The following is a 23,326-nucleotide window of genomic DNA, read 5'->3' on the forward strand; positions in this document are numbered from 1 at the left end:
CGCCCACCACTGACAGCCCGGTCGCCGACGTCACGCGGGGCGCCGCCCTCCGGCGGAGGTCAGCGCACCCGGATGCCGGCGCGGAAGACGGCCCGCACGTCGAGGAGCGCTGCGGGGTCCTTGACGGGATCGCCGTCGACGGCCAGCAGGTCGGCGTCGGCACCGGCGGTGATCCGTCCCTTGCGGCCCTCCACACGGCACAGCCGGGCGGCCAGGCTGGTCACGGAGATCAGGGCGTCGGCGGGGGCCACGCCCAGGCGGACGAGGGCGCCGACGCCGTGCGGGAGGACGTCGTGGGGCTTGTCGGGCCCGATGCCCGCGTCCGAGCCGATGACCACGGCGGCGCCCGCGGCGTGCAGGTTGCCGAAGGTGTTCAGGATGGTCCGGACGTGCGCGGCCAGGGCCGGGGGCGGGTTGAACGCCGCGCCGGGGACCATGCCCAGGGTGAGGCTGGCGAACGTGCCGCTGTCCACGATGGCCGCGGCGAGGTCGGGGTCGTACGTGGCGCCGTCGGCGCCGAGGAAGGTGACGTGCTCCAGGCTGTCGACGCCCGCGTCGAGGGCGTCCCTGATGGCCTGGACGCCGTGTGCGTGGGCGGCCACCGGCAGGCCGAGACGGTGTGCCTCGTGCACGACCGCGCGCAGGTCCTCCGGGCCGTACTGGGAGACGTGCGGGGGCACGGAACCGGGCGTCATGTTGCCGCCACTGGCCATGATCTTGATGACGGCGCAGCCGCGGGCGTGGCGCTCGCGCACCGCGGCGCGCAGTGCCTCGGGGCCCTCGGTCTCGCCGCCGAAGAAGTGGCAGTGCCCGCCGGGCGTGGTGAGCGGGGGGCCTGCGGCGAGGATCTCCGGCCCGTGCTCCGGGGCCCGGGCGAACTCCTCGACGAGGGTCAGCGAGAGGTAGTCGCGGTCACCGAGGTCGCGGACGGTGGTGATGCCGGCCCGGAGCGCCGCCTGGGCCGCGGCCCGCATCTGCGCCAGCAGGTCCGGGTCGCCGGTCGCGGTCAGGGAGGTCACCGGGTCGGGGCTCGCGTCGAACGCGAGGTGGGTGTGGGTGTCGATGAGGCCGGGCAGCAGGCATGTCCGCGGGCCGAGGTCGAGGACCGGGGTGCCGTCGGTCGGCAGCGCGCCGGTGCGGTCCACGCGGAGGATGCGGTCACCTCTGACATGGACCGTGGCAGGTCCTGAGCGAGTGAACCCGTCGAACATCGAACCGGCGTGTATGGCAGTGGTGTTGAGCAAGGTGGTTCCCCTTGAAGAGCAGTGCCGGCCCGCGGGACGGCATGCGTCGTCACGGAGACGGCGAGGATCGGGCGGCGGCCCGGGGCCGGCCGGGATCAGGCCAGCGTGCCCATCCGGCGGACGGCTTCGGTGAGGATCTCCGGCGACGTGGCGAAGTTGAGGCGTACGTGCCCCGCGCCGCCCGTGCCGAACTCCAGGCCCGGGGAGAGGGCGACCCGGCCGCGTTCCAGGAAGGCGGCCGCGGGATCGTCGCCGAGGCCGAGGGCGCGGCAGTCCAGCCACGCCAGGTACGTCCCCTCGGGCCGGCGGTACCGGACGCCGGGAAGGTGCCGCTCGAGCAGTTCGCCGAGGAGGCGGCGGTTGTCGTCGAGGCCGGCGAGCAGCGCGTCCAGCCAGCCGCCGCCGAGCCGCAGGGCGGCGGTCTGGGCGATGACGCCGATGCCGCTCAGCTCATGGGCGACGCTCAGGGGGATGCGTCGCAGGACGTCGTCCGCCTCCTGCGCCCAGGCGAGCATTCCGGCGCGGAAGCCCGACAGGTGCCACCCCTTGGAGGCGGAGTAGACGGCGACGGCGTCCTCGGTGCCGGGGACCGAGAGGTACGGCACATGGTGCGCGCCGGCCGGGACGAGCGGCGCGTGGATCTCGTTGGAGACGACCCGCACCCCGGACTGCCGCGCCAGTCCCGCCACCGCGGCCAGTTCCTGCGCCGTATGGACCGTCCCGGTCGGGTTGTGGGGGCTGCACAGCAGGAAGACCGTGGGGCGGCCGCCGTCGGCCGTCCGGCCGAACGCGGCCCGCAGCGCCTCGAGGTCGATGCGGTGGTCGGGTCCCAGCGGGGCCTCCACGACGCGGCGGCCCAGTCCCTCCGCGATGTGCCGGTGGAGCCCGTACCCCGGGGAGTTGACGACGACCACGTCCCCGGGCTCCGTCGTCACCTTGAGCGTCTCGGCGATGCCCGTCAGGGCGGAGGGGACGACCATCGTCCGCTCCGTCGCCATGCGCCATCCCCAGCGTTTGGCGGCGAATTGGTCCCAGGCCTCCGCCATCGTCGCGTCGAAGGGCGGGTAGCCGGTGTCCCCGCGTTCGAAGGCCAGGGACACCGCGTCCACGACCGCGGGGGCCGGGGTCGCGTCCATGTCGGCGATCCACAGCGGCAGGACGTCCGCCGGATGGTGACGCCACTTGATGCCCTTGCGGCGCCGCAGTTCGTCGATCGTGAGCCGCCGCAGCGGATTGCCCGCCCGCCGTGCCGTGTCGTCGGCCGTCTCGAATCCTGCGGGTGCCATGACCTTCCTCCGGTGGACGTGCGACACGGTCACGCGCCGGGTCCGCCGGGACGGACCATCGCCGGAGAGCGTGAGCGCGCCTTCCGGACTGCCGTCCTCACCCTAACAGAGTGCTTGACGCGTCAAGCACGCGGGGTCGCACCATGCCTGGCCGTACGGCACCCCGGAACGCCGCTCCCCGGCTCGGTGCGGAAAAAATGCGATGATCGGCCTTCTCACCCCCCCAACGGCGCTCGCCGGGGACCGTGGCGGCGTTCGACTTCTCCACCGGTGACGCGCCGGAGAACATCACCGTCGACCGGACGGGTCGCTGACCCTCTCGATGCGGGGAAGCTTCGCCGGCAAGCCCCCCGGAACTGGTGCGCCTCGGCGCCTCCGGCAGGCACCGGACGGTGCTGGTGACCGGCGTCCTGGGCGACACCTTCACCGGCAACACCCGCGGCGCCGACGGGACGGTCCACTACACCCTCTGGTCGAGCGACCCCGCGCGCGCCGGCGTCCGGAAGCTCGCCCCGGACAGCCGCACCGCCCGCCGCATCCGCACTGCCGGCCGACGGCCTGCCCAACGGACTGGCCGTCGAACCCGGCGGGCGCACCCTCTACGTCGCGGACAGCCGCAAGGGCACCATCCGGGCCGTACCCGCGGCAGGCGGGAAGGCGCTCCCCTGGCTCACCGACCAGGCCCTCGCGCCGCTCCCGGCACCCTCCACCAGGTGGCCGGGGGCGCGGCCGGCATGGACGATGGACGATTTCAGCTTCCTCGGCGACCGGTCCGACCGGTCCGACCGGTCCGACGTGGTGCTGGCCGCGGTCAACGCCGCGAACCGCGTCGACGTGATCTACCCGGACGGCACCCGGGCGACGGTGCTCACGGCGGCGCACGGGCTCGCCTCGCCCACGGCCACCGCGGTGCGCGGCACCATCCTCCACGTCACCGAGGCCGGCGTGCAGGAACCCCATCACGCGCAGGTGCAGCGTGCGAGGATCCACCCCCGCGCCCCGCGTCCCACCACGGGCTGAGGCGACGCACGGGGGTGTTCACGTCCGGGCTTCCCTGCGGGCGCCCCGCGGGGCGACGTGGCCGGCGGCGTGGTGCAGCGAGCGCCAGGCCACCACCGCCCAGGCCGCGACGAGCAGGACGTAGAGCACGACGGCGGTCCACACGAAGGGCTCTGATCCGGTGCGGGTGGCGAGGGCACCCGTGCCGGTGACGCAGGCGCCGAGCGGGAAGATGAAGGACCACCAGCTGGGCGCGAAGGGGAGTCCCGCGCGCAGCTGCCGTACGGTCAGCGCCGCGGCGAGCACCAGCCACAGCATCGCGAAGCCCCACAGCCCGATTCCGCCCAGCAGCGCGAACGCCGCCGCGGCCCGGGCGTACGGAGCGGGCAGCGCGCTGGGCGCCGCCGTGGCCAGCGAGCCCATCGCCGTGACCGCCTGGTCGACGGCGCCCAGGCCGATCCACACCGTGGGCACCACCGCTCCCGTGGGTGCGTCGTGGTGGACCAGCCGGCTGAAGACCATCGCCAGTACCAGCAGGACCGCCACCAGGCCGAGCCCGAGCATCGCGTAGCAGCCGAGCAGCAGGGCCAGCCGCGGCTGCCCTGCCGGTGTGTGCGGGACCAGCAGGGCGCCCGTCGCCGCGGAGACCAGCGGCGGCACCACCGGCAGCAGCCAGCCGCCGAACGCCGCGTCCGGAGCGAAGCGGTGCCGGGTGACCATCACGTACGGCACCGCGCAGGCCGCCGCCAGGCCGAGTACGGTGCCCAGTGACCACAGCGCCCAGTCCACGTTCAGGGCCGTATGCGCTCCGAGCACCTGCCGGCCGAGCAGCTGCGCGCCCGCCCCCACCGTGAGCAGTGCCATCGGAGGGGCCCCGAGGAACGGCGCCAGCATCGGATCGCCGGCGTGCACCCGCAGCGTCCGCTGCCTGAGGTAGCCGGCCGCAAGGACGACCAGGAGCAGTGCGGCACCCGCCCAGACCACCGTGGCCGCGTCGCGCAGCCAGGCGGAGCTCCGCGGCAGGGTGACCGCCGCGTTGGCGACGATGCCGGTGCCCATGACCGCCGCGAACCAGCTGGGGCCCAGGTGCGGACGTCGCGTCCCGGTCAAGGCCGGCAGCCGAGGGCGTGCATGGGTGGCGTGCCGGGGCCCCGCGTCGCTCCGGGGCGGGAGGGACCGGGTATCGCTGGGGTCGGATGTCACGGCGGAGAACGCTTCTTTCCTCGCATCGGGAATCGCCGTCGGCAATCGGCACACCGCCCCCAGGCCCAACAGCTCACGGGCCGCGGCCGCAGCCGTCGGCTCGTTGGCCCTACGACGTTACGGTGACGTTCGGCTCCCTCCGCATCACTGCGCGTGCCATGACACCCTCACATCAGGACGTCCGGCCGGCGGAACCCAGCGGGCGCCGTACGCACCGGCGCTGCACGGCGCGGGGGAACGTCCTGATGTGACGCCTCCCCGGCACCTTCGGCCCTCGGCGTCGGCCCGGCACCGTCCTAAGGTCGGTGGTGCCACACGGTCAGCGATGCGCGCACCCCGCCGGCACGGGACGGGGCCGCTCCCCCACCGGGAGCCCTGCGCGGATGACGGGGCCCTTGCGACTGCGCCCGCCATCGGCTGTCCCGAATGAGGAAAGAAGGCGATCCACCCAGTGGCGTCGACATCCAGCGCCGAAGAACCGGCACTCCAAGGACCGGAATTCGGCCTCAACGAATGGCTCGTGGACGAACTGTACGAGCGCTACCTGCGCGATCCCGGATCGGTCGACGAGCAGTGGAGGGACTTCTTCGTCTCCCCCGCCGCCACCGCCGGACGTCAGGAGCGTGCCGGCACGCCGTCCCCGCACGAGGACGCGCGAGAAGCGGCTGCCAAGGCCGTGCGCGTCGCCGCGCTCATCCACGCCTACCGCGTACGCGGACACCTGGTGGCCGACACCAACCCCCTGGCGGCGGGTCGGGTGGCCACGCACCCGGAGCTCGACATCGCGGCCTTCGGGCTGCGCGACGAGGACCTGGAGGCGGAGTTCGTCGTCGACGGCTTCGCCGGGCGCGACACCATGACGTTGCGCGGTGTGCTGGACGTCCTGCGCAGGTCCTACTGCGGGACGGTGGGCGCCGAGTACATGCACATCCAGGCCTTCGAGGAGCGCCGCTGGGTGCAGGAGCGGATCGAGGCGCCTTCGCCCCGGCCGGACCGTGCCGACCAGTTGCAGGTCCTCTACCGGCTCGGTGCCGCGGAGGCCTTCGAGACCTTCCTGCAGACCAAGTACGTCGGCCAGAAGCGGTACTCGCTCGAAGGCGGCGAGTCGGCAATCGTGCTGCTCGACGCCCTGCTGCTCCGCAGCATCCGGCACGGGATGCGGGAGGCGGTCATCGGGATGGCCCACCGGGGCCGGCTCAACGTCCTGGCCAACATCATCGGCAAGTCGTACGGGAACATCTTCCACGAGTTCGAGGACGCGGTGGACATCCTGTCGGTCCAGGGGACCGGCGACGTGAAGTACCACCTCGGCGCGGAAGGGACCTACCACGCCCTGGACGGGGGCGCGATCGCCGTCTCCGTCGTGGCGAACCCCTCCCACCTGGAGATCGTCGGGCCGGTGGCCGAGGGGGTCGTGCGCGCCAAGCAGGACCTGGCCGACGGCGACGGCGGGGCGTTCCCCGTCCTGCCGGTCGTCGTCCACGGCGATGCCGCGTTCGCCGGGCAGGGCGTGGTCTCCGAGACGCTGAACATGTCGCAGCTGCCCGGCTACCGCACCGGCGGGACGGTGCACGTCGTCATCAACAACCAGCTCGGTTTCACGACCTCGCCCGCCAGCGGCCGCTCCAGCACCTACGCCACCGCCGTCGCGCGCACGGTCGAGGCCCCGATCTTCCACGTCAACGCGGACGACCCCGAGGCCGTCGTACGGATCGCACGCCTGGCCTTCGACTACCGCCAGGCGTTCCACAAGGACGTCGTGATCGACCTGATCTGCTACCGGCGCCACGGGCACAGCGAGGTCGACGACCCGTCCATCACCCAGCCGGCCATGTACGACCGCATCGACGCCACGCCTTCGGTGCGCAAGCTGTACGCCCAGGCCCTGGTCGACCGGGGGGCCATCGACGAGCGGCAGGCCGAAGGCGCCCTGCGGGACTACCGGGAGCGCCTGGAGCAGGCCTTCGCCGAGACGCGGGCCCTGACGGCGGCCGGTTCCCCGAAGCCGGCCACCCCCGCGGACCACCGGGACGACACCGCGGTGCCGGTGCCGACCGCGATCACGGAGGCGGCCGCCCGGCACGTGATCGCCTCCCAGACCGGGCAGCCCGCCGACTTCACCGTGCACCCGCGCGTCCTGCCGCAGCTCCACCGGCGCGCCACGATGCTGGACGCCGGCACGATCGACTGGGCCACCGCCGAGACCCTGGCGATCGGCTCCCTGCTCATGGAGGGGGTGCCGGTGCGGCTGTCCGGACAGGACTCCCGCCGCGGCACGTTCGGCCAGCGTCACGCGGTGCTCACCGACCGGCGCACCGGGGCGGAGCACACCCCGCTGAACGGCCTCGGCGCGGGCAGCGCGGGCTTCTCCCCCTACGACTCGATGCTGTCCGAGATGGCGGCCCTGGCCTTCGAATACGGCTACTCGCTGGAGCGGCCCGACGCGCTGGTGCTGTGGGAAGCCCAGTTCGGCGACTTCGCCAACGGCGCGCAGAGCGTCGTCGACGAGTACATCGCGTCGTCGGAACAGAAGTGGGGCGAACGCTCCGGGGTGACGCTGCTGCTGCCCCACGGACTGGAGGGTCAGGGTCCTGACCACTCCTCCGGCAGGATCGAGCGGTTCCTCCAGCTGTGCGCGCAGGGGAACATGACCGTCGCCGTCCCGACGCTGCCCGCGAACTACTTCCACCTGCTCAGGCAGCAGGCGCTCGGTGAGCGCAGGAGGCCCCTGGTGGTGTTCACCCCCAAGTCGATGCTGCGGCTGAAGGAGGCCACCTCGGGGCTGGCGGACTTCACCACGGGCTCCTTCCGACCGGTCGTACCGGACCGGGACGTCGACGGCGCACAGGCCCGGCGCGTGCTGCTGTGCTCGGGGAAGGTCTTCTACGACCTGGACGCGTACCGGCGGAACGCCGGCCTGCGGGACACCGCGATCATCCGGCTGGAGCGTCCCTACCCCTTCCCGGACGAGGAACTCGGCGCGGAGCTCGCCCGCTTGCCCCGTGACGCCGAGGTGCGGTGGGTGCAGGAGGAGCCGGAGAACCAAGGGGCCTGGTCCTTCGTCAGGCCGCACGTGGAACGGCTGGCGGGCCGCCCCCTCGGATGCGTCAGCCGGCCGTCCGCCTCGGCCCCCGCGGTGGGTTCCGCCCGGCGGCATGCCGCGCAGCAGAAGGAGCTCGTGGAGTCGGCCTTCCGCTGACCACTCCCGCGACGGCGCACGACACCCCTGGGACCGTCCTCCCGGGGGTGTCCGTCGTAGGGGGACCGCTGCGACGGCGTGCCGGCCGCGGGCCGTACGATCCGGCGCATGATCCGGATCTCCTGGGCTCTGATGGCCCAGCACGTGGACGAGTGGTCGGGAACCGACCTGGACGAGGGCGCCGCGGTCCTCGAGGACAGGGTGCGCGCGGCGGTCGCCACGATCGGCCTGAAGCCCGAGGCCGTACAGCATTGGTGGGCGGACTTCCTCACGCCCGTGGTCGATTCACTCCGTACGGAGGGCGCTGCCGCTCTCGCCCGGGGCGAGTCGTGGAGCAAGGCGGCCGGACCGTTCCTCGCCTGCGCCTCGCGGGTCGGCTGACCGGACGGAGCCGCGGCGCGAAGGTCTCCAAGCGGCGAACAGGTCCGCCCAGTGCGTGAATCCGGGGTAGTCGGAACGGACGCCGTGCCGGGCCGACAGGGCCCTGACGATGCCGAGGCCCCGGCCGTGCTCGTCCGGGTCGGTGGCGCCCGCCGCCGCGCGGAGCCCTTCCGACGGACCCGAGTCGGTGACCTCGACGCGCACCGCGCTGCGCCCGTCGACCTCGGTCCACGACAGACGCAGACCCGCAGGGCCGTCGGTGTGCACGATGGCGTTGGTGGCCAGCTCCGATATGACCAGCAGCACGTCCTCGGCGACCGGCGGGGCCATCTCCCACTCGGCCAGGATCTTCCGCACCCTTCGCCGCATGAGGGACAGGGCGCTGTGGAAGTGCGGCAGCGTGCAGGCGTGTTCATCGTCGTTCAGGGGTGTCGGCTCCGGATGCGCCGCCTCGGTGTCCTCCACCGCGCTCCGTGCCCGCGGCGCCTCTGCTTCGGGGCAGGCCGACGCACGTCGCCCGCGGCGACCGGGTTCGGGAGTCGGACCGATGGAGGTCATGGTGATCGCCTTCTGCTCGCTTCGGGCCGCCGACGTCCACCTGCGACTCCTACCCGAGAAGGCGGCTTCACAACGGCCGAGGGCCGCTGTTTCCCAAGCGTTCAACTCCCGGAAGCCTGTTGCCCGTGGCCTCGCTCACGGCCGGCCATGACGCACATCGCCGTGTGCTACGCGCCCGCCGTCGGGCTCAGGTCCCCGGCGCCCAGGCCGGTCGTCCGGAAACTGGCCCGGAACGCCGCCGGCGTCACCCCCAGGTGTCGTACGAACGCCCGGCGCAGGGACTCGGGCGAGCCGAATCCCGTGCGCCGCGCCACGACGGCCATGGGGTCGTCACCGGTCTCCAGCATCGCCTGGGCGGCCTCCAGCCTGACCTGCTCCACGTACCGTCCCGGACTGGTGCCCACCTCGTCGTAGAACAGCCGCGTGACGTGGCGGACGCTGACGCCGGCCCTGCGGGCCATGGCCGTCAGGGAGTGGTTGCCCCCGGGGTTCTCCGCTACCGAGTCCAGGACCTCGCGGAGCATCTCCTGGCGCGGGTGCGGCAGCCGGGAGCGCGCGCTGAACTGGGACTGGCCGCCCGGTCGCTGCATGAAGACGACCATGTCCTTGGCGACCGCCCGGGCGACCTCCGCCCCGTAGTGCTCCTCGACGAGAGCCAAGGACAGGTCGATGCCGGCGCTGACGCCGGCCGAGGTCATCATCTTCCCGTCGCGGACGAAGATGGCGTCCGGCTCGACCTTCACGGACGGGTAGCGCAGCCCCAGTTCCCGGGTCTGCCTCCAGTGCGTCGCCGCCCGCCGGCCGTCCAGCAGCCCGGCCGCGGCCAGCAGGAAGGCCCCGGTGCACACCGATGCCGTGCAGCGGGCCTTCCCGCTCAGTCCCCGTACGGCGTCCAGCAGGGCGTCGTCCTTGATCACGGTTTCCCATTCCGGGCCGCCCGGGACCACCAGGACGTCGCACGTCTCGTGCACGTCGGCGACGGACAGGTCGGCACTGAGACGCGTCCCGGCGGCGGTGACCACCTCCGCCCCGTCCTCGGACACAACCTGCACCCGGTACGGTCCGCCCCATTCGTTCGCCGAGGCGAAGACTTCGATGGGGCCCGTCACGTCGAGCAGCCGCACCCCCGGGAAGACGAACACCAGCACCGTGAGCGGACCCGCTCCAGGCTGCTTGTGAAACATGGGACACCTCCCGGTCATGCGCCGCGCGGACCGCGGTCGCCGCGGTTCCCCGAGGACCCCAGGACGACGACGGCGGAACCGCCGTTCCCCGGCTTTCCACCCGCCATCGTGCGCGCGCGACCCGCGCCGACGCCACGACCTGTTTGCTCCCTCCTGAGAGGCACAACCTCCCAGGCCGCACACCGGCACCACGCCGTCTCATGCGGCGGGCGCCTGAGGGCTGCGGGCACCCAGCAGCGCAAGGCAGTTGACCCACAGCGGGCCGAGCTGCGCCGTGCTGTTGTAGAGCTTGGCGAACAGGACCCGGCCCTCGAGCTGTGCCACCACGGAACGGGCGGCCGCCCGCGTGTCCGGGACGGTCACCTCGCCCCGCCGCAGAGCCTCGACGACGACCGACTCCACCATGCCGACCTGCGCTTCGAAGATCTCCCGCAGGCGTTCGCGGACGACTTCCGTCAGTTCGCCCGACTCGACCGCGAAGTTGGCGAACATGCAGCCCGCGACGATGCCGCAGTCCCGCTGTCCCGCACCTTGCTGGGCGCTGGTGGCCTCGAAGAGCGTCCGCAACCGCGACAGGGGTTCCGCGTCGGGATCGAGGAGGCGGAGCCAGACGCGTCGTTGCGCGTTCCAGTGCTCGTCGATGACGCTGAGCGCGAGTGCCTCCTTGGAGGCGAAGAAGTAGTGGAAACTGCCCCTGGGCACTCCGGCCGCTCTGCAGATCTCCGCCAGCCCCAGCGCCGCGTAGCCACGTTGGTCGAACAGCGTGTGAGCGGCGCTCAGAATCTTCTCCCTGGCACCACTGGTGCTTCCCATACGAGAACTATACGACCGGTCACCTACTGGACCCGCCCCGCTCCGCGGTACGTCCGGATATGAGGGCCCGATGGCATGTCCTTCCGCCACGGCCCTCTCCCCCCGCCGTGTTGCACCTCATGGCACGGGACGAGGACGGACCGCGCGAGAGCTCGCGTCCGTCGCGTCCGAGCGCAGACGGACCCGGAAGGAACCTGCATGACTCCGAGGCAGTACACCGACGGCTTCCGACCGGAGCTCGTCGTCATCCCTTGCGGCTCCCGCAAGTTGGACCACCGGGCCAGGGCGGCCGACATGTACATCGGCAGCTACCACCGCGCGTGCCGGAAGGCCGCCGAGGCGCTCCAACCGGACCGGCTCGTGATCCTCTCCGCCCGGTACGGCCTGCTGGACCTCGACGACGAGATCGACCCGTACGACACCCCGCACGGGCACGCCGACGCGGTCACCGACGCAGTTCTCCGCGCCCAGGCGGAAGACCTCCGGATCGCCGCCGTCGACCCCGTCGTCATCCTCGGCGGCGCCCGTCACGTCGCGCTCGCCAGGGCCGTGTGGCCGCACGGCCTCACCCCGCTGAGCGGAACCAGGGGCATGGGTGAGCAATTCGCACGCCTCGCGGCGATGGCACGCGCAGAAGCCACGCGCCCCCCCGCCACGGCGAAGACACGCGATGCCCGGCGGACCGTGGCACTGCGCCGCCTCAACAGCTGATCGGGCGACCACGCCGGCGGGCCGGCCCGGGCCCCCGGCGCTCCGGCCCCCGCGGGCCGTCAGCCGTCAGCCGTCAACCGTCAACCGTCAACCGGAGACCGTGCGACGGCCCACGCTCATGTACGTGAAGCCCAGCCCTGCCATGCCGGCCCGGTCCAGCACGTTCCTGCCGTCGAACACCAGCGGCCGGCGCATGACGTCCCTGGCCTGCTCCCAGGGCACTTCGGCCAGTTGGGGCCACTCGGTGACGATCAGCGCCGCGTCGGCCCCGGTCATCGCCTCCAGAGGGGTGGCGTGGCGGGTCGTCGACGACCACGGTTCGACGTCGCCGGGCTGCGCGAGGGGGTCCCAGGTCCGGACCGTGGCGCCCTCGGTCAGCAGCCGGGACGCGATGACCGTACTGGGCGCCTCGCGCATGTCGTCCGTACCGGCCTTGAAGGCCATGCCGAGCAGGGCGACCGTCGTGCCGCCCAGGCCGCCCAGCTCCGCCTTCAGCCGCTGGATCGCCCGCCGCGGCTGCAGGTCGTTGACCTCGATGACGGCGGTCAGCAGCTGGAAGGCGTAGCCGGCGTTGCTGGCCATCGCCCGCAGCGCCCGGGAGTCCTTGGGGAAGCAACTGCCGCCGTAGCCGAGGCCCGCCTGCATGAAGTACGGGCCCAGCCGGTGGTCCAGGCCGATCGCGCGGGTCACGTGCTCGATGTCGGCTCCGGTCGCCTCGCACATCGTCGCGATCTCGTTCGTGAACGTGATCTTCGTGGCGAGCAGGGCGTTCGCGGCGAGCTTGACCATCTCGGCGGACGCGGTGTCCATCACCTCCACGGGGCCGTCGATGCCGTGGTGCAGGCTCCTGACCAGGTCGGCGGTGGCGGGGTCGTCCACGCCGATGACGATCCGGTCCGGGTGCAGGAAGTCGCCGACCGCCTTGCCCTCGGCGGTGAACTCCGGGTTCGAGGCGTAGCCGACGTGCGTCAGGCCGGCAGCGTCCAGGGCGGCGCGCACCCGCACCGCGGTGCCCACCGGCACCGTGCTCTTGACCACGACCGCCGCCAGGTGCGACGCGGTCTTCAGCGCGTCGATCACCGACCACACCCGGGACAGGTCCGCGTCCCCCGACGCCGTGGGCGGGGTGTCCACGCAGACGTAGGCGACCTCGGCGTCCCTGACGGCTGCCTCTGCGTCCAGGGTGAACGTCAGCCGTTCCTTGTTGCGGGCGATCAGGTCTCCGAGGCCGGGCTCGTAGATCGGCACGTCACCCGCCTCGAGGAGACGGATCCTCTCCGGCTGGACGTCACGGAGCACGACGTCGTGACCCAGTTCGGCGAAGCAGGCCCCGGTCACCAGGCCGATGTAGCCGGCGCCGAAGATGGCGATACGACGTTGCGACGGCTGAGGCATGCGCGGTGTTCCGTTCGTTCTCGAGGCGAGCCCCGCACCCGGGTGGGGCACTCGCTCCCGCTGGGACCGTGGCCGGGGCCGGGGCCGGCGCCCTGGATCCCGTCCGGCTCTCTGGCTGGTGCGGGGCAGCATAGCCCCTTTCGGACGCCTGCCTGACGGGCCGTGAGACCGGGCATGAGCGTGGGGCGACCCGCTCGGGCCGCCCCACGGACATGAGCTCGGTGCCGGTCGTCAGTGCCGGCCGATGTCCTTGATCTTCTCCTTGGCCTGGCGCGCGTCGCCCTTGGCCTGCTCCATGCGGCCCTCGGCGGTCAGCCGCTCGTTGCCCACGGCCTCTCCAGCGGCCTCCTTGGCCTTGCCGACGGCCTGCTCGGTCTTCGCCTTGGCCTTCTCATTGGCGGCCATGCTGCTCACCTTCCCAGGTATCGAGGTCATGTTCTGTGGTTCGCCTGACCGCTGGGCGGCGTCGCAAACACCACTCACTCGTGCGCGGGAACCCGTGGACTGCCGGGCTTGGGCGGGGGTAGGCGGGTGACGCACCGAGGGTGCAGGCTGGAACATACCGACGAGGAGGGTTGCCGAGATGCAGATCGCAGTGGCCGGTGGCAGTGTCGCGGCGACGCAGGAGCACGGCGCTGCGGACGCGCTTCCCGAGGTGCCGGGCAATATGACGCCGCCCGAGATCCGGCAGGTCTCCAAGGTGATGTTCGCCCGGCTGCAGGCCTTGGAGGAGGGCACAGCCGAGTACCAGTACGTGCGCAACACGCTCATCGAGATGAACACCTCGCTGGTGCACTTCGCGGCCCGCCGGTTCTCCCAGCGCGCCGATCAGATGGAGGACATCGTGCAGGTGGGCACGATCGGCCTCATCAAGGCGGTCGACCGGTTCGATCCCGCCTACGGCGTGGAGTTCGTGACCTTCGCGGTGCCGACCATCGTGGGCGAGATGAAGCGGTTCTTCCGCGACACCAGCTGGTCGGTCCACGTGCCCCGGCGCCTGCAGGAACTCCGCATCGAGGTGGCCAAGGCCACCGACGCCCTGGAAGCCGAACTGGACCGGGCCCCGACGACGGCCGAACTGGCGTCCCGCCTGGAGATCACCGAGGAGCAGGTGCTGGAGGCCCTGACCGCCGCCAACGCCTACTCGGCCGCCTCGCTCGACGCGCCGGCGACCGAGGACGACGACGGCAGCGCTGCCTGGGCGGAGCGCCTGGGCTACGACGACGCCGCCTACGGCAAGGTCGACGACATCGAGGCGGTCAAGCCCCTCATCCGGCAGCTGTCCGAGCGGGATCGGCTGATCCTCTCCCTCCGCTTCGGGCACGACATGACCCAGGCCGAGATCGGCGCCCACCTGGGCGTCTCGCAGATGCAGGTCTCCCGGCTCCTGTCGCGGATCCTCACCCGCCTGCGCGCCCAGGCGCTGACTCGTTGAGCCGACGGAACCCGGCTTCCCCCGGCCGCCCCGGACCCCGTGGTGTCAGAGGGGCTGGAGCCGGCGGCGCAGGAGGCAGAATTCGTTGCCTTCCGGGTCGGCCAGCACGTGCCAGTTCTCGGTGCCGGTCTGGCCGACGTCGGCGGGCCTCGCGCCCAGCGCGAGCAAGCGCTCCAGCTCGGCGTCCTGGTCGCGGTCGACCGGGTTGACGTCGATGTGCAGCGGGAGCCTCCCGGTCCGTGGATTGCTGCTCGGGCTGAGGATGAGGGTGGGCTGCGGGCCGCCGAAGCCGACGCCGGGCGGCCCGATCTCGATGCTTCCGTCGTCCTCCCGGCCGAGTTCGACGTAGCCGAGGACCTCGCTCCAGAACGCGGCGAGCCTCTCGGCGTCGGCGGCATGGATGACCAGCTCACTGATGCGGCATGACATGCCCGGGAGTGTAGGCAGCCACGGCGCACCGCGCGATCGCCTTCTGCTCGGCGGCCGCCGCGGATGCGAGCCGCGTCACGGCGAAAAAGCGTTCGCTTACTTCTCGAAGCAAGTAATCTTGAGGCATGTCTGACGTCATGCCGCAGCAGGAAGCGGCCCCGGAGGGAATCACGCCCCTCAGCCCGGATGAAGAGGCGGTCATCCGGTCGCTGCACCGCGTCATCTACGCCCTGCCCCGCGCCATGGACGCCGATCTGGTCCGCGAGCAGCGGCTTCCACTGACCGAGTACATGGCCCTGATGCACCTGTCCGAGGCACCGGAGCGGCAGATGCGGATGACCGATCTCGCCGTCGCCTGCGAGCGGTCGCTCAGCGGGATGACGCGGGCCGTGTACCGGCTGCAGAGCGACGGGCTCGTCCAGCGCGTCAAGGACACCCAGGACGCCCGCGGCTGGAACGCGGTCCTCACCGACGCCGGCCTCGCCCGGCTGCGGGAGGCGTGGCCGACCAATCTGGCCTCCGTACGGCGTCGTTTCCTCGACCACCTCGACGGCCTGGACCTCAAGGCGCTCGCCGCGGCCCTGGCGAGGATCGCCTCCTGACGCGACCGCCCCGGCTGTCAGGCCCGCCCGGACCGGCCGGTGACGGGCCCGTGGTCCGAGGGCGGAAGCAGGCCGTGCAGGACAAGCGCGGAGAGCGCGTCGGCCATGGTGTTCCTGTCGCGCTCCGCCGTCGGGAGTTCGTCGGGGTTGAGCCGGTCGGCGATCGGGTCTTGCGCCAGAGCCAGCGCGGGGCCCGTGACGGCGAAGTACAGGACGTGCGGGGGGACGCGCGGCATGCGGCCCGCCGTCATGAGGCCGTCGACCGTCGGCTCGATGCTGTCCCAGAACGGCTTGATGAACCGCTGGTGGAGATAGTCCAGGCGACCGGAGTCCCGGGTCGACTCGTCGGTGAGCAACCGGTTCATGGCGGAGTCGTTCGCGGCGAGGCGGTACAGGTGGACGACGACGGCCCGTAGGCGTTCGCCGTCGTCGTGGCACTCGGCCAGGAGCCGGTCGAGCGCGGGCTGGGCGTCCCGCAGCGCGAAGTCCACCACCGCGCGCCAGAAGTCGCCCTTCGACCCGTACCGTTCGTGGACGAAGTTGTGGCTGACGCCGAGCCGCCGGGCCAACTCCCGCATGGTGGTGGCGGCGTAGCCGAGCTCGGCGAAGGTGTCCAGGCCCCGCCGGAGGATCTCGCTCTCGCGCAGCCGGACGGGGGCGTACTTCCCGCGCGCCGTCGCCGCCGGCGCCTGATCGGGTGTTCCGTCGGTCACTCTGGCATCGCTCCGTTCGGCGTCGGCCGGCTGACGTCGATCGCACTCCCCCTCGGTCACCGCGCCGGTCATGCCCCCGGTACTGGCGCATCGCGCCTGGTGGGCGGCGCGCGCGTCCGAAATCCCCGGCGGGATGGCGAGGCGATCGCCGGTGATCCAAGTCTTCCATGCCGGTCATCGGCCGGGTGGCCGCGGGATGGCCCCCACCGGAAACCGCTTGACGCTTGTCAAGCCCGGGAGGATGCTTGACGTGTCAATCACTTCGGTGCTCTCGGGCACCGATGATCAGCTGAGGAGTGCCCCGTGATCTTCCACAAGACCCGTGAGGCCGCATCCACCCCCGTCACTCCCACGTCCATGGGACGCAAGAAGGTGCCGGCCGCCATGACCGGCCTCGCCGTCGCCGCCGCCCTGACCGCCGTGGCCGTCCCGGCCGCGGCCCAGAGCCCGGCACCGAACGCCGCCTCGTCCGGCCACGCGGCCCACCACCACTACCTCTCGCCGCTGCAGGTCACCTCGGCGTACTACGCCAGCTACAACGGCGACCTGGCCGCCGGATTCGACCGCTACATCTCCAAGGACCTGGTGCTCCACGGCTTCAACGGCCCCGAGAACCGGGACGACTGGATCACGGGCGACCTCGACATCAAGGCCGGGCTCACCGGCTTCAAGATGACCGTCCTGGACCAGATCGTGGAGGGCGACAAGGTCGTCACCCGCTGGAGCTTCGCGGGGCGTCACACCGGCACGGTCTTCGGCATCCCCGCCTCCGGCCGCGACGTCCAGCTCAGCGGCATCTCCATCGACCGCGTCATCCACGGCCAGTCCGTCGAGCACTGGTCGGAGGGCAACTTCGGGGTGTTCCTGGACGAGCTCCGCGGTGGGACGCCTCCCGGCACCGTTCCCCCCACCACGAAGTAGCGCATCGCACGGCCCGCCTCACCAGGCCGTGGCACGCACCCCGGGCGCCCGCCCGCAGCGAGCGCCCGGGGGGCCACGGCATCGCACACACGCACGCACACACCCGCACACCCGCACACCCGCACACCCGCACACCCGCACAGACCAGGAGCACTCCCATGACACCTCTTCTTGACGGCAAGATCGTGCTGATCACCGGCACCGGCGGAGGCATGGGCCGCGTCGCGGCCCAGGTGTTCGCCGGAGAAGGCGCCAAGGTCGTCGGAGCCGACATCAACCCCGACGCCAACGAGGAGACGACCGAACTCGTCCGCCGCGCGGGCGGCGAGATGACCGGCATCGCTCCGGTCGACCTCACCGACCCCGAGCAAGTGCGGCGCCTCGTCGAAGGTGCCGCGGCCGCCTACGGCGGGCTCGACGTCGTCTACAACAACGCCGCCTCGTTGCGTTTCGGCCCGCTGCCCGACTTCTCCGTCGAGGACTGGCACGCCACCATCACCGGCGAACTCGACATCCCCTTCTTCGTCTCGGAATTCGCCTGGCCCCACCTGGTGCGCCGCGGGGGCGGCGTCATCATCAACGTCGCCTCCATGGCCGGCATGATCGCCGGGGAGAACCCCCCGATGGTCGGGCACACCGCTGCCAACGCCGGCGTCATCGGCATGACCCGGCAACTCGCGCTCGAAGGCGCCCCGCACGGGATCCGCGCGGTGGCCATCAGCCCCGGCCCCGTCCTGACCCCTGCCAGCGACCGCGACCTCGGCGACAACCAGACCGCCCGCGACGCGATCACCGGCAAGACCCTCCTCAAGCGCTTCGCCCGACCTGAAGAGATCGTCGACCTCGCCGCCTTCCTCGCCTCCGACCGAGCCTCCTACATCACCGGGGCGAACTACGCCGTCGACGGCGGCGCCAGCGCCTGGTGACGCGGCACGCCCGGCCCCACCCCTGAAGCTCCGGGGTGGGGCGGAACACGCACACGCCCGGCCCGCGGCCCCCAGTGGGCGGTCCGCGGACGGCCCGTACGGACTCAGGCGGTGTGCCAGCGGACCCCGGTCAGCTGCTGCGAGCGCTCCCACAGCCGGCGTCCGAGCTCCGGGTCCTGGGCCACCGCCGACAGTTGCACGGGGATGGGATGCCCGGATCGTCCGCCCTTGCCGTCAGGTCCGATGTAGGAGCCCGCGGCGAGATCGGGCTCGGTCGCCGCGTAGAGCTGGGGCAGGGCTCCCCTCTCCGGACTCTGCGCGAAGAGCCTGCCGGACACGCGCATGGCGATCCCCACGGGCCCGGTGCCCTTGCTCTGCATCGGCGTGTTGCTGTAGCCGGGGTGCGCGAGAACGCTGGTGATCGGCGACGAAGACGACCGCTCGCGCCGGGCGAGCTCCACGCCGAAGACCGCGTTGGCCAGCTTCGATGCCGAGTAGGCGGCGAGGGGCGTGTACTTCCGCGACCACGCGGCGTCGTCCAGGTCGAGTTCGCCCTTCTCGTGCATGTACGACGTCACGGTGACCACCCGCGGTGCCGGCGACCGGCGCAGCACCGGTTCCAGCAGCGCCGTGAGGGCGAAGTGGCCGAGGTGGTTCGCGGCGAGGTGGCGCTCGGCGCCCTGCGCGGTCACGGAGTGCTCGACCATGGAGATGCCCGCGTTGTTGACCAGTACGTCGACGGACTCCTCCTCGCCGATCTCCTCCGCCGCCCGGCGGATCGAGTCCACGTCCAGCAGATCGACCCGGCGCACCGCGACCTCGGCGCCGGGATACGCCCCGCGCAGCGAGGACGCCACCGCTTCCCCCCGTGCGGTGTCACGGCGGCGAGCAGTACCCGGCCGCCGTGCGCGGCGAGCTCGCGCGCCGTCACCAGACCGAGACCGCTGGTCGCGCCCGTCACGACGAAGGTACGGCCCTCCTGTGGGGCGATGCGGTCAGCGGTCCATCCCTTGCTGGATCCTGTCGGCATCTTCGATCTCGCATTCTTCTCGGCACGGTCCCGGTCACCCCGCGCCGGCAGCTCCGGGGCCGTGCAAGAAGCTAAACCTTTCCATTAGTGTGAAGGTCAAGCGGCGACGCCGGTCGCCCGCAGTGCGGCGGCGAGGCGCACCGGATGCCCAGCCAAGGAGGGCGATGTGAAGATCGGGGACCTGGCCGAGAAGACGGGTGTCGCGCCGCGGCTGCTCCGCTACTACGAGGAGGTCGGCATCCTCCACCCCTTCCGGAGCGCCAACGGGTACCGCAGCTACGGCGAGCCCGCCGTCGACCGCGTCCTGCAGATCCGCGAACTCCTCGAAGCCGGCCTGACGACGGAGATGATCCGCGAGGTCCTGCCCTGCCTCGATGCCGCGAAGGAGGGGACGGAGGTCCGGTCCTGCCCGGCGGCGAAGGACCTGGACGGACTGCGACGTCAGCTCAGCAGCATCGAGCGACGCATCGAGGTGCTGCAGCGCAACCGGCACGCGATCAAGGCGTACCTGCGCGCCTGGGAGGACGCCGGAGCCGCGACGCCCGCGGCCTCCGACGAGGTTCCGGGCGCGGTCGCGGGGTGACCGGCGGCGACATGCCGCGAACCGCCGCCGACGATGTCTCCAGGGCCTCCGTGTCAGTGCGCACACCTAGGGTGCCGGACATGATCACAGGCCGAGCGCCGGGCTGTTCGGATCCTCGTGGGGGTTGGGATGTTCTGGCGGAACAAGAAGCCTGAAGAGCGTGCGCAGTGGGAGCTTGATCCGCTGGTGGGTGTGGGTCCGCTGCGGTTCGGGATGAGTCCCGACCAGGTCAAGGCAGCGCTGGACGGGGCGGACGTCCACGTGTCACAAAGCAGGGAATGCACCTTGTCCTGGCAGCGGTACGGGGGCCTCGGAGTGACCGCGATCTACGGGCCGGGGACGCGGCTGGCCGCCGTCGCGATCCAGGCGTACGAGGGTCCGCAGGTACGGCTGCGGGACGTGGAACTGATCGCCCGAGCCCCGTCCGAGGTGCGCGCGGGCATCCACGCTCTCGCCCGTGGCGAGGGGGTGGAGGTCCGGGTGAACTGGAGCGGTGATCCCGAGGTCGCCGCGTGGGGCGTGTCCCTGGGTACCGCACTGGAGTGGGGGCAGGATCCGCAGGGGTACGCGGTGCGGAGGGACGCGGTGATCACCGACGCCCTGCTCGTCGGCCCGGAGCTGGCCGAGGACCCGTACGGGGCCGATCCGGTCATCCAATGGTGTGACGTCCGCGCACGGGAGACGAACCCGGGGGCATGGCCGGTGAGGGCCGGGCAGGACAGACCGCACTGGGGCTTCACTCCGCTGGAGAGCGTCGGTCCGCTCCGGTTCGGGATGCTCCCGCAGCAGGTCGTGGCCGCCTTGGGCGGCGAGGTACCGGCCGAACGGCAGGGCCACTATCCGTGGCCGGTCCACAGGAAGGCCGGGCATTGGTACCTGGATGAGGACCGGTTTCACGACGCCGGGGTGACCGCCCACTACTGGCACCTAGAGGGGTTCCCCACCTTGGCGGCCGTGACCGTGCACGGACGGACCGGTCCCCAGGTCACCTTCGCCGGAATGGAGTTGATCGGCAGGACGCTGTCCGCAGTCGACACGGACCTGACCCGGTACATCGAGAAGCAGCGGATCGACCTGCTCATCGGCTGCGGCGGCGACCTGGGTCCGGACGGGGCCCATATGTACGTGCGGGCCGCCAGAGCCGAGGACACCGTGGTCAGCGAAGCCCGGTTCTTCGTGGAGGACTGGGACGACCACTGATGCCCCACGACCCGCCCTCGGCCGTGGGACGCCATGACGCGACGAGTCGGATGTGACGGCGGTGCTGTTGCGGCATCAAGAGGTCGAAGACGATTCCGTCCTGCGCGGCGGCGAAGGAGCCGGACGGGGATCCGCACCGCTTGCCGGGGAGGCACTTCGTCGCTGCGTCGGCGGTTCGAACCGCGGACGCCGTGACGGAATGCCGACCCGGCGCATGCACCGCCGGCGTCAGTCGCCGCGCCCGACGCCGCGATCGGGTGCGCTCATGTCCCCCGTGCCGGGCGTGCCGTCGGCGAGCCCGTAGCGCAGGTACACGGTGCCCGTCGGGCTGGCGGCGGGCGGTTCGAGGAGCGTGACGTTCGTGGGGACCGCGCCGCCGTCGAACACCTTCTTCCCGACGCCGAGCACGATCGGGTGCATCCAGAGGTCGAGACGGTCGAAGAGCTTCTCACGCAGGAGGGTCTGGACCAGGTTCAGGCTCCCGACGACCTTCACGTGCTCGTGCCGGTCGCGGATCTCGCGCACCGCGCCGGCCAGGTCCGGGCCGAGCTGAGTGGACCCCGCCCACGAGAGGTCGGGCCTGCCGCGGGAGGCCACGTACTTCGGGACGCTGTTGAAGAGCGTGGCGATCTCGCCGTCCTCGCCGCCCTTCTGGTGCGGCCAGTAGGCGGCGAAGATGTCGTACGTCCGCCGGCCGAGAAGCAGGGCGTCCGTGCCCTCGTACGCGGCACCGACCTGCGCCCCGGAGACCTCGTCCAGCAGGGGCGCCTGCCAGCCGCCGAACGGGAACCCCTCCGGGTCCTCGTCGGGGCCGCCGGGCGCCTGCCCGACGAGGTCGAGGGTCGCGAACATTTCGATGTGGATCAGGCCCATGTCTGACTTCCGATGCGTTGGTCGTCTCGGTCGGGAGGTAGACCGGTGGGCGCCTGGGAACTCATCGCTGCGACGGCATCCGGCTTCGTACGCCTGCGGGCGGCAGCCAGGCGTAGTCCGGCCAGGCACCGGCACGGGCACGACGAGGCCCCCGGTCGGGCTGCGCCCGACCGGGGGCTCGGGAAGCCGGAGTGCTCGTACAGGCACACCGCTCCCCAGGAGCAGCGGCGGTCGACCGCGTTCGCCGGAGCGGCCGGGACCCCTCGGACCGCGTTGGAACGGGATGCACGACCTGCTGCCGGTCAGGTGCGTGGCCGGTCGCCCCGAGCTCGCCTCTTCCGCCCGCGTCACGCCGTTTCGGAATACCGCTCCCCCGCGTACGCGCACAGCACCGGGACGACCGCCTCCGCGCCTCCGGTCAGGCGGTCCAGCCGGTCCAGGACGTAGGCTTGGTGGCCGTCGGAGAGGTGGCTGGGGTGGTCGCCCGCGTGCGTGCCCGGCAGCGGCCACACGGTGAGGCACTGCCGGAGGTCGGGGCCGTACGGCCGCCGGCCGATCGTGACGGTGGCCATCTGCGGCCACCGGAAGTACCCCTCCTCGCCGGACACTTCGCGCATGCCGATGCCGTCGGCCCCGATCCGCAGCCGCAGCGGCCTGCGCCAGCGGACGTAGGAGAAACGCGCCTGGATCCAGAGGACCAGCGCCGCGAGCGCCGACAGTGTGACGGGGATGCCGGTTCCGGCTTCCCGCCCTGTCGCGCCGCGGTGGGCACGTCCGCCGGGTCCCCTCGCGCCGGTCGGCGCGGACGGATGCGACACGCGACGGCCGCCGTCGTTCACGCCTCCTCGGCGCCGTCGCCGATGAGGTCCGCCGGCGAGGCGGCGATCTCGTGCCAGAAGCCGATCATCATGCGCTCGAACCGCAACCCCACCTCCACCGTCGCCCGCTGGGGCGAGCCCGCGCGCAGCAGTCCGGAGGTGACGAGCTGCCGGTACTCCGCGAGTTGGCCCTCGTGGGCCTGGATCTGCTCCGCGGCGAGCCGGCTGATCGCGTCCACCGTGTCCGCGTCGCCGGGACCGCCGGCGTCACAGGCCTGCGGCTGGAAGTACAGCCGCAGCAGCCCCTCGTCGTGGATCTCGGTGATCGCCCGCGTCGGGGCGGCGAGCCACCGGCACAGCTCGCGTCGCCCCTCGTCGGTGAGTGACAGGGTGCGGCGATGGCGGCCGCCCTCTTCCTGGTGCTCGACGACCAGTCCGCGCCGCACCAGCCGTCCGGCCTCCGCGTACAGCTGCGAGCGGGGGAAGACCCAGAAGTGCCCGATGCTCAGGCGGATCCTCTGGTCGAGTTGGTAGGGGGTCGCGCCGTCCTGCCTGCTCAGCAGGCCGAGCACGACGTAGGCACTGATCGGCAGCACGGTCGGCATCGCTGTCTCCCGATTCGGACCATCTCGATCCCGACATTCCGGACATAACCATCCATACCGTACCGTGGAATGTGACGGTTGAGAGGACCGACACGACCGGCGCAAGCCAGCAAGCCGCACCGCTGGACGCCTCACCGGGCGCGATGACGTCCGGTGTTCGCCCGGTACCCACTCCCCCATCCAGCAGGAGGCAGTTTCGTGAGCACCACCTTGTTCGA

23 protein-coding genes and 1 pseudogene are annotated in these 23,326 nt (G+C 72.1%); 10 read left to right on the plus strand and 14 right to left on the minus strand.

Annotated features, from left to right (window positions below; genetic code table 11):
• Window positions 1-59: 59 nt before the first annotated feature.
• Both PV410_RS19080 and PV410_RS19085 read right to left on the minus strand, forming a co-directional pair.
• Window positions 60-1,145: a metal-dependent hydrolase family protein gene (locus PV410_RS19080; protein WP_500326009.1), complete on the minus strand. Its 1,086-nt coding sequence runs from the start codon at window positions 1,143-1,145 to the stop codon at window positions 60-62.
• Between the two features lie 194 nt (window positions 1,146-1,339).
• Window positions 1,340-2,530 carry a MalY/PatB family protein gene (locus tag PV410_RS19085; RefSeq protein ID WP_500326011.1) on the minus strand — a complete coding sequence of 397 codons (1,191 nt, stop codon included), beginning with the start codon at window positions 2,528-2,530 and terminating at the stop codon, window positions 1,340-1,342.
• A 741-nt stretch (window positions 2,531-3,271) separates the two neighbouring features.
• Here PV410_RS19085 and PV410_RS19090 point away from each other — a divergent pair.
• Complete coding sequence (locus PV410_RS19090; protein ID WP_500326013.1) at window positions 3,272-3,550, plus strand: hypothetical protein; 279 nt, start codon at window positions 3,272-3,274, stop codon at window positions 3,548-3,550.
• A gap of 18 nt (window positions 3,551-3,568) precedes the next feature.
• Here PV410_RS19090 and PV410_RS19095 read toward each other — a convergent pair whose 3' ends face one another.
• On the minus strand, window positions 3,569-4,639 hold the full coding sequence (locus tag PV410_RS19095; RefSeq protein ID WP_500326015.1) for a TDT family transporter: 1,071 nt from the start codon (window positions 4,637-4,639) through the stop codon (window positions 3,569-3,571).
• Window positions 4,640-5,192: 553 nt separating this feature from the next.
• On the opposite strand from PV410_RS19095, the pseudogene PV410_RS19100 reads away from it, so the two are divergent.
• A pseudogene (locus PV410_RS19100) lies at window positions 5,193-7,931 on the plus strand (multifunctional oxoglutarate decarboxylase/oxoglutarate dehydrogenase thiamine pyrophosphate-binding subunit/dihydrolipoyllysine-residue succinyltransferase subunit); the annotation flags it as partial.
• Between the two features lie 108 nt (window positions 7,932-8,039).
• Window positions 8,040-8,312 (plus strand): hypothetical protein, encoded by a 273-nt coding sequence (locus PV410_RS19105; RefSeq protein WP_500326017.1) that lies wholly within the window; start codon window positions 8,040-8,042, stop codon window positions 8,310-8,312.
• Here the strand turns inward: PV410_RS19105 and PV410_RS19110 are convergent.
• The 3 genes from PV410_RS19110 to PV410_RS19120 all read right to left on the minus strand — a co-directional run bounded on the left by PV410_RS19110 (window position 8,217) and on the right by PV410_RS19120 (window position 10,867).
• Complete coding sequence (locus PV410_RS19110; protein ID WP_500326019.1) at window positions 8,217-8,777, minus strand: ATP-binding protein; 561 nt, start codon at window positions 8,775-8,777, stop codon at window positions 8,217-8,219. The two genes, PV410_RS19105 and PV410_RS19110, sit on opposite strands and share 96 nt — an antisense overlap.
• 260 nt (window positions 8,778-9,037) lie before the next feature.
• Entirely contained in the window at window positions 9,038-10,054 is a 1,017-nt protein-coding gene (locus PV410_RS19115) for a GlxA family transcriptional regulator (protein ID WP_500326021.1), read from the minus strand.
• A 198-nt stretch (window positions 10,055-10,252) separates the two neighbouring features.
• The gene (locus PV410_RS19120; RefSeq protein ID WP_500326023.1) at window positions 10,253-10,867 is read right to left on the minus strand and encodes a TetR/AcrR family transcriptional regulator; all 615 of its coding nucleotides are present in this window, start codon (window positions 10,865-10,867) and stop codon (window positions 10,253-10,255) included.
• Between the two features lie 198 nt (window positions 10,868-11,065).
• Between PV410_RS19120 and PV410_RS19125 the strand changes: the two genes are divergently transcribed.
• A complete protein-coding gene (locus tag PV410_RS19125; RefSeq protein ID WP_500326025.1) occupies window positions 11,066-11,578 on the plus strand; it encodes a DUF6884 domain-containing protein in 513 nt (170 codons plus the stop codon).
• Window positions 11,579-11,665: 87 nt separating this feature from the next.
• On the opposite strand, the gene PV410_RS19130 is transcribed toward PV410_RS19125, so the two are convergent.
• Complete coding sequence (locus PV410_RS19130; protein WP_500326027.1) at window positions 11,666-12,973, minus strand: UDP-glucose dehydrogenase family protein; 1,308 nt, start codon at window positions 12,971-12,973, stop codon at window positions 11,666-11,668.
• A 231-nt stretch (window positions 12,974-13,204) separates the two neighbouring features.
• Entirely contained in the window at window positions 13,205-13,378 is a 174-nt protein-coding gene (locus PV410_RS19135) for a CsbD family protein (protein WP_499509936.1), read from the minus strand.
• A gap of 178 nt (window positions 13,379-13,556) precedes the next feature.
• On the opposite strand from PV410_RS19135, the gene PV410_RS19140 reads away from it, so the two are divergent.
• Complete coding sequence (locus tag PV410_RS19140) at window positions 13,557-14,408, plus strand: RNA polymerase sigma factor SigF (protein WP_500326029.1); 852 nt, start codon at window positions 13,557-13,559, stop codon at window positions 14,406-14,408.
• A 45-nt stretch (window positions 14,409-14,453) separates the two neighbouring features.
• Here the strand turns inward: PV410_RS19140 and PV410_RS19145 are convergent, their stop codons facing one another.
• Window positions 14,454-14,837 (minus strand): VOC family protein, encoded by a 384-nt coding sequence (locus PV410_RS19145; RefSeq protein ID WP_500326031.1) that lies wholly within the window; start codon window positions 14,835-14,837, stop codon window positions 14,454-14,456.
• A gap of 125 nt (window positions 14,838-14,962) precedes the next feature.
• On the opposite strand from PV410_RS19145, the gene PV410_RS19150 reads away from it, so the two are divergent.
• Window positions 14,963-15,439, plus strand: coding sequence for a MarR family winged helix-turn-helix transcriptional regulator (locus PV410_RS19150; protein WP_500326033.1), 477 nt, complete (start codon window positions 14,963-14,965; stop codon window positions 15,437-15,439).
• 17 nt (window positions 15,440-15,456) lie between these two features.
• On the opposite strand, the gene PV410_RS19155 is transcribed toward PV410_RS19150, so the two are convergent.
• Entirely contained in the window at window positions 15,457-16,152 is a 696-nt protein-coding gene (locus PV410_RS19155) for a TetR/AcrR family transcriptional regulator (protein ID WP_500326035.1), read from the minus strand.
• A gap of 303 nt (window positions 16,153-16,455) precedes the next feature.
• Between PV410_RS19155 and PV410_RS19160 the strand changes: the two genes are divergently transcribed.
• Together PV410_RS19160 and PV410_RS19165 are read left to right on the plus strand one after the other, a co-directional pair.
• Entirely contained in the window at window positions 16,456-17,073 is a 618-nt protein-coding gene (locus PV410_RS19160; protein WP_500326037.1) for an ester cyclase, read from the plus strand.
• 158 nt (window positions 17,074-17,231) lie between these two features.
• Complete coding sequence (locus PV410_RS19165; RefSeq protein ID WP_500326039.1) at window positions 17,232-17,999, plus strand: SDR family NAD(P)-dependent oxidoreductase; 768 nt, start codon at window positions 17,232-17,234, stop codon at window positions 17,997-17,999.
• Between the two features lie 104 nt (window positions 18,000-18,103).
• On the opposite strand, the gene PV410_RS19170 is transcribed toward PV410_RS19165, so the two are convergent.
• Complete coding sequence (locus tag PV410_RS19170) at window positions 18,104-18,856, minus strand: SDR family NAD(P)-dependent oxidoreductase (RefSeq protein ID WP_500326041.1); 753 nt, start codon at window positions 18,854-18,856, stop codon at window positions 18,104-18,106.
• Between the two features lie 339 nt (window positions 18,857-19,195).
• On the opposite strand from PV410_RS19170, the gene PV410_RS19175 reads away from it, so the two are divergent.
• Both PV410_RS19175 and PV410_RS19180 read left to right on the plus strand, forming a co-directional pair.
• On the plus strand, window positions 19,196-19,612 hold the full coding sequence (locus PV410_RS19175; protein ID WP_500326043.1) for a MerR family transcriptional regulator: 417 nt from the start codon (window positions 19,196-19,198) through the stop codon (window positions 19,610-19,612).
• A 285-nt stretch (window positions 19,613-19,897) separates the two neighbouring features.
• Window positions 19,898-20,812 carry a hypothetical protein gene (locus PV410_RS19180; RefSeq protein ID WP_500326045.1) on the plus strand — a complete coding sequence of 305 codons (915 nt, stop codon included), beginning with the start codon at window positions 19,898-19,900 and terminating at the stop codon, window positions 20,810-20,812.
• A 228-nt stretch (window positions 20,813-21,040) separates the two neighbouring features.
• On the opposite strand, the gene PV410_RS19185 is transcribed toward PV410_RS19180, so the two are convergent.
• From PV410_RS19185 to PV410_RS19195, 3 genes are all read right to left on the minus strand, one after another.
• Entirely contained in the window at window positions 21,041-21,685 is a 645-nt protein-coding gene (locus tag PV410_RS19185) for a dihydrofolate reductase family protein (RefSeq protein WP_500326047.1), read from the minus strand.
• Between the two features lie 347 nt (window positions 21,686-22,032).
• Window positions 22,033-22,524 (minus strand): hypothetical protein, encoded by a 492-nt coding sequence (locus PV410_RS19190; RefSeq protein ID WP_500326049.1) that lies wholly within the window; start codon window positions 22,522-22,524, stop codon window positions 22,033-22,035.
• The gene (locus PV410_RS19195; protein ID WP_500326050.1) at window positions 22,521-23,108 is read right to left on the minus strand and encodes a helix-turn-helix transcriptional regulator; all 588 of its coding nucleotides are present in this window, start codon (window positions 23,106-23,108) and stop codon (window positions 22,521-22,523) included. Before PV410_RS19195 ends, PV410_RS19190 begins: the two co-directional genes overlap by 4 nt.
• Window positions 23,109-23,326: the final 218 nt, after the last annotated feature.

It is taken from the genome of Streptomyces sp. PA03-5A (assembly GCF_033792725.1).
In the GTDB taxonomy this organism is placed as follows: Bacteria; Actinomycetota; Actinomycetes; order Streptomycetales; family Streptomycetaceae; genus Actinacidiphila.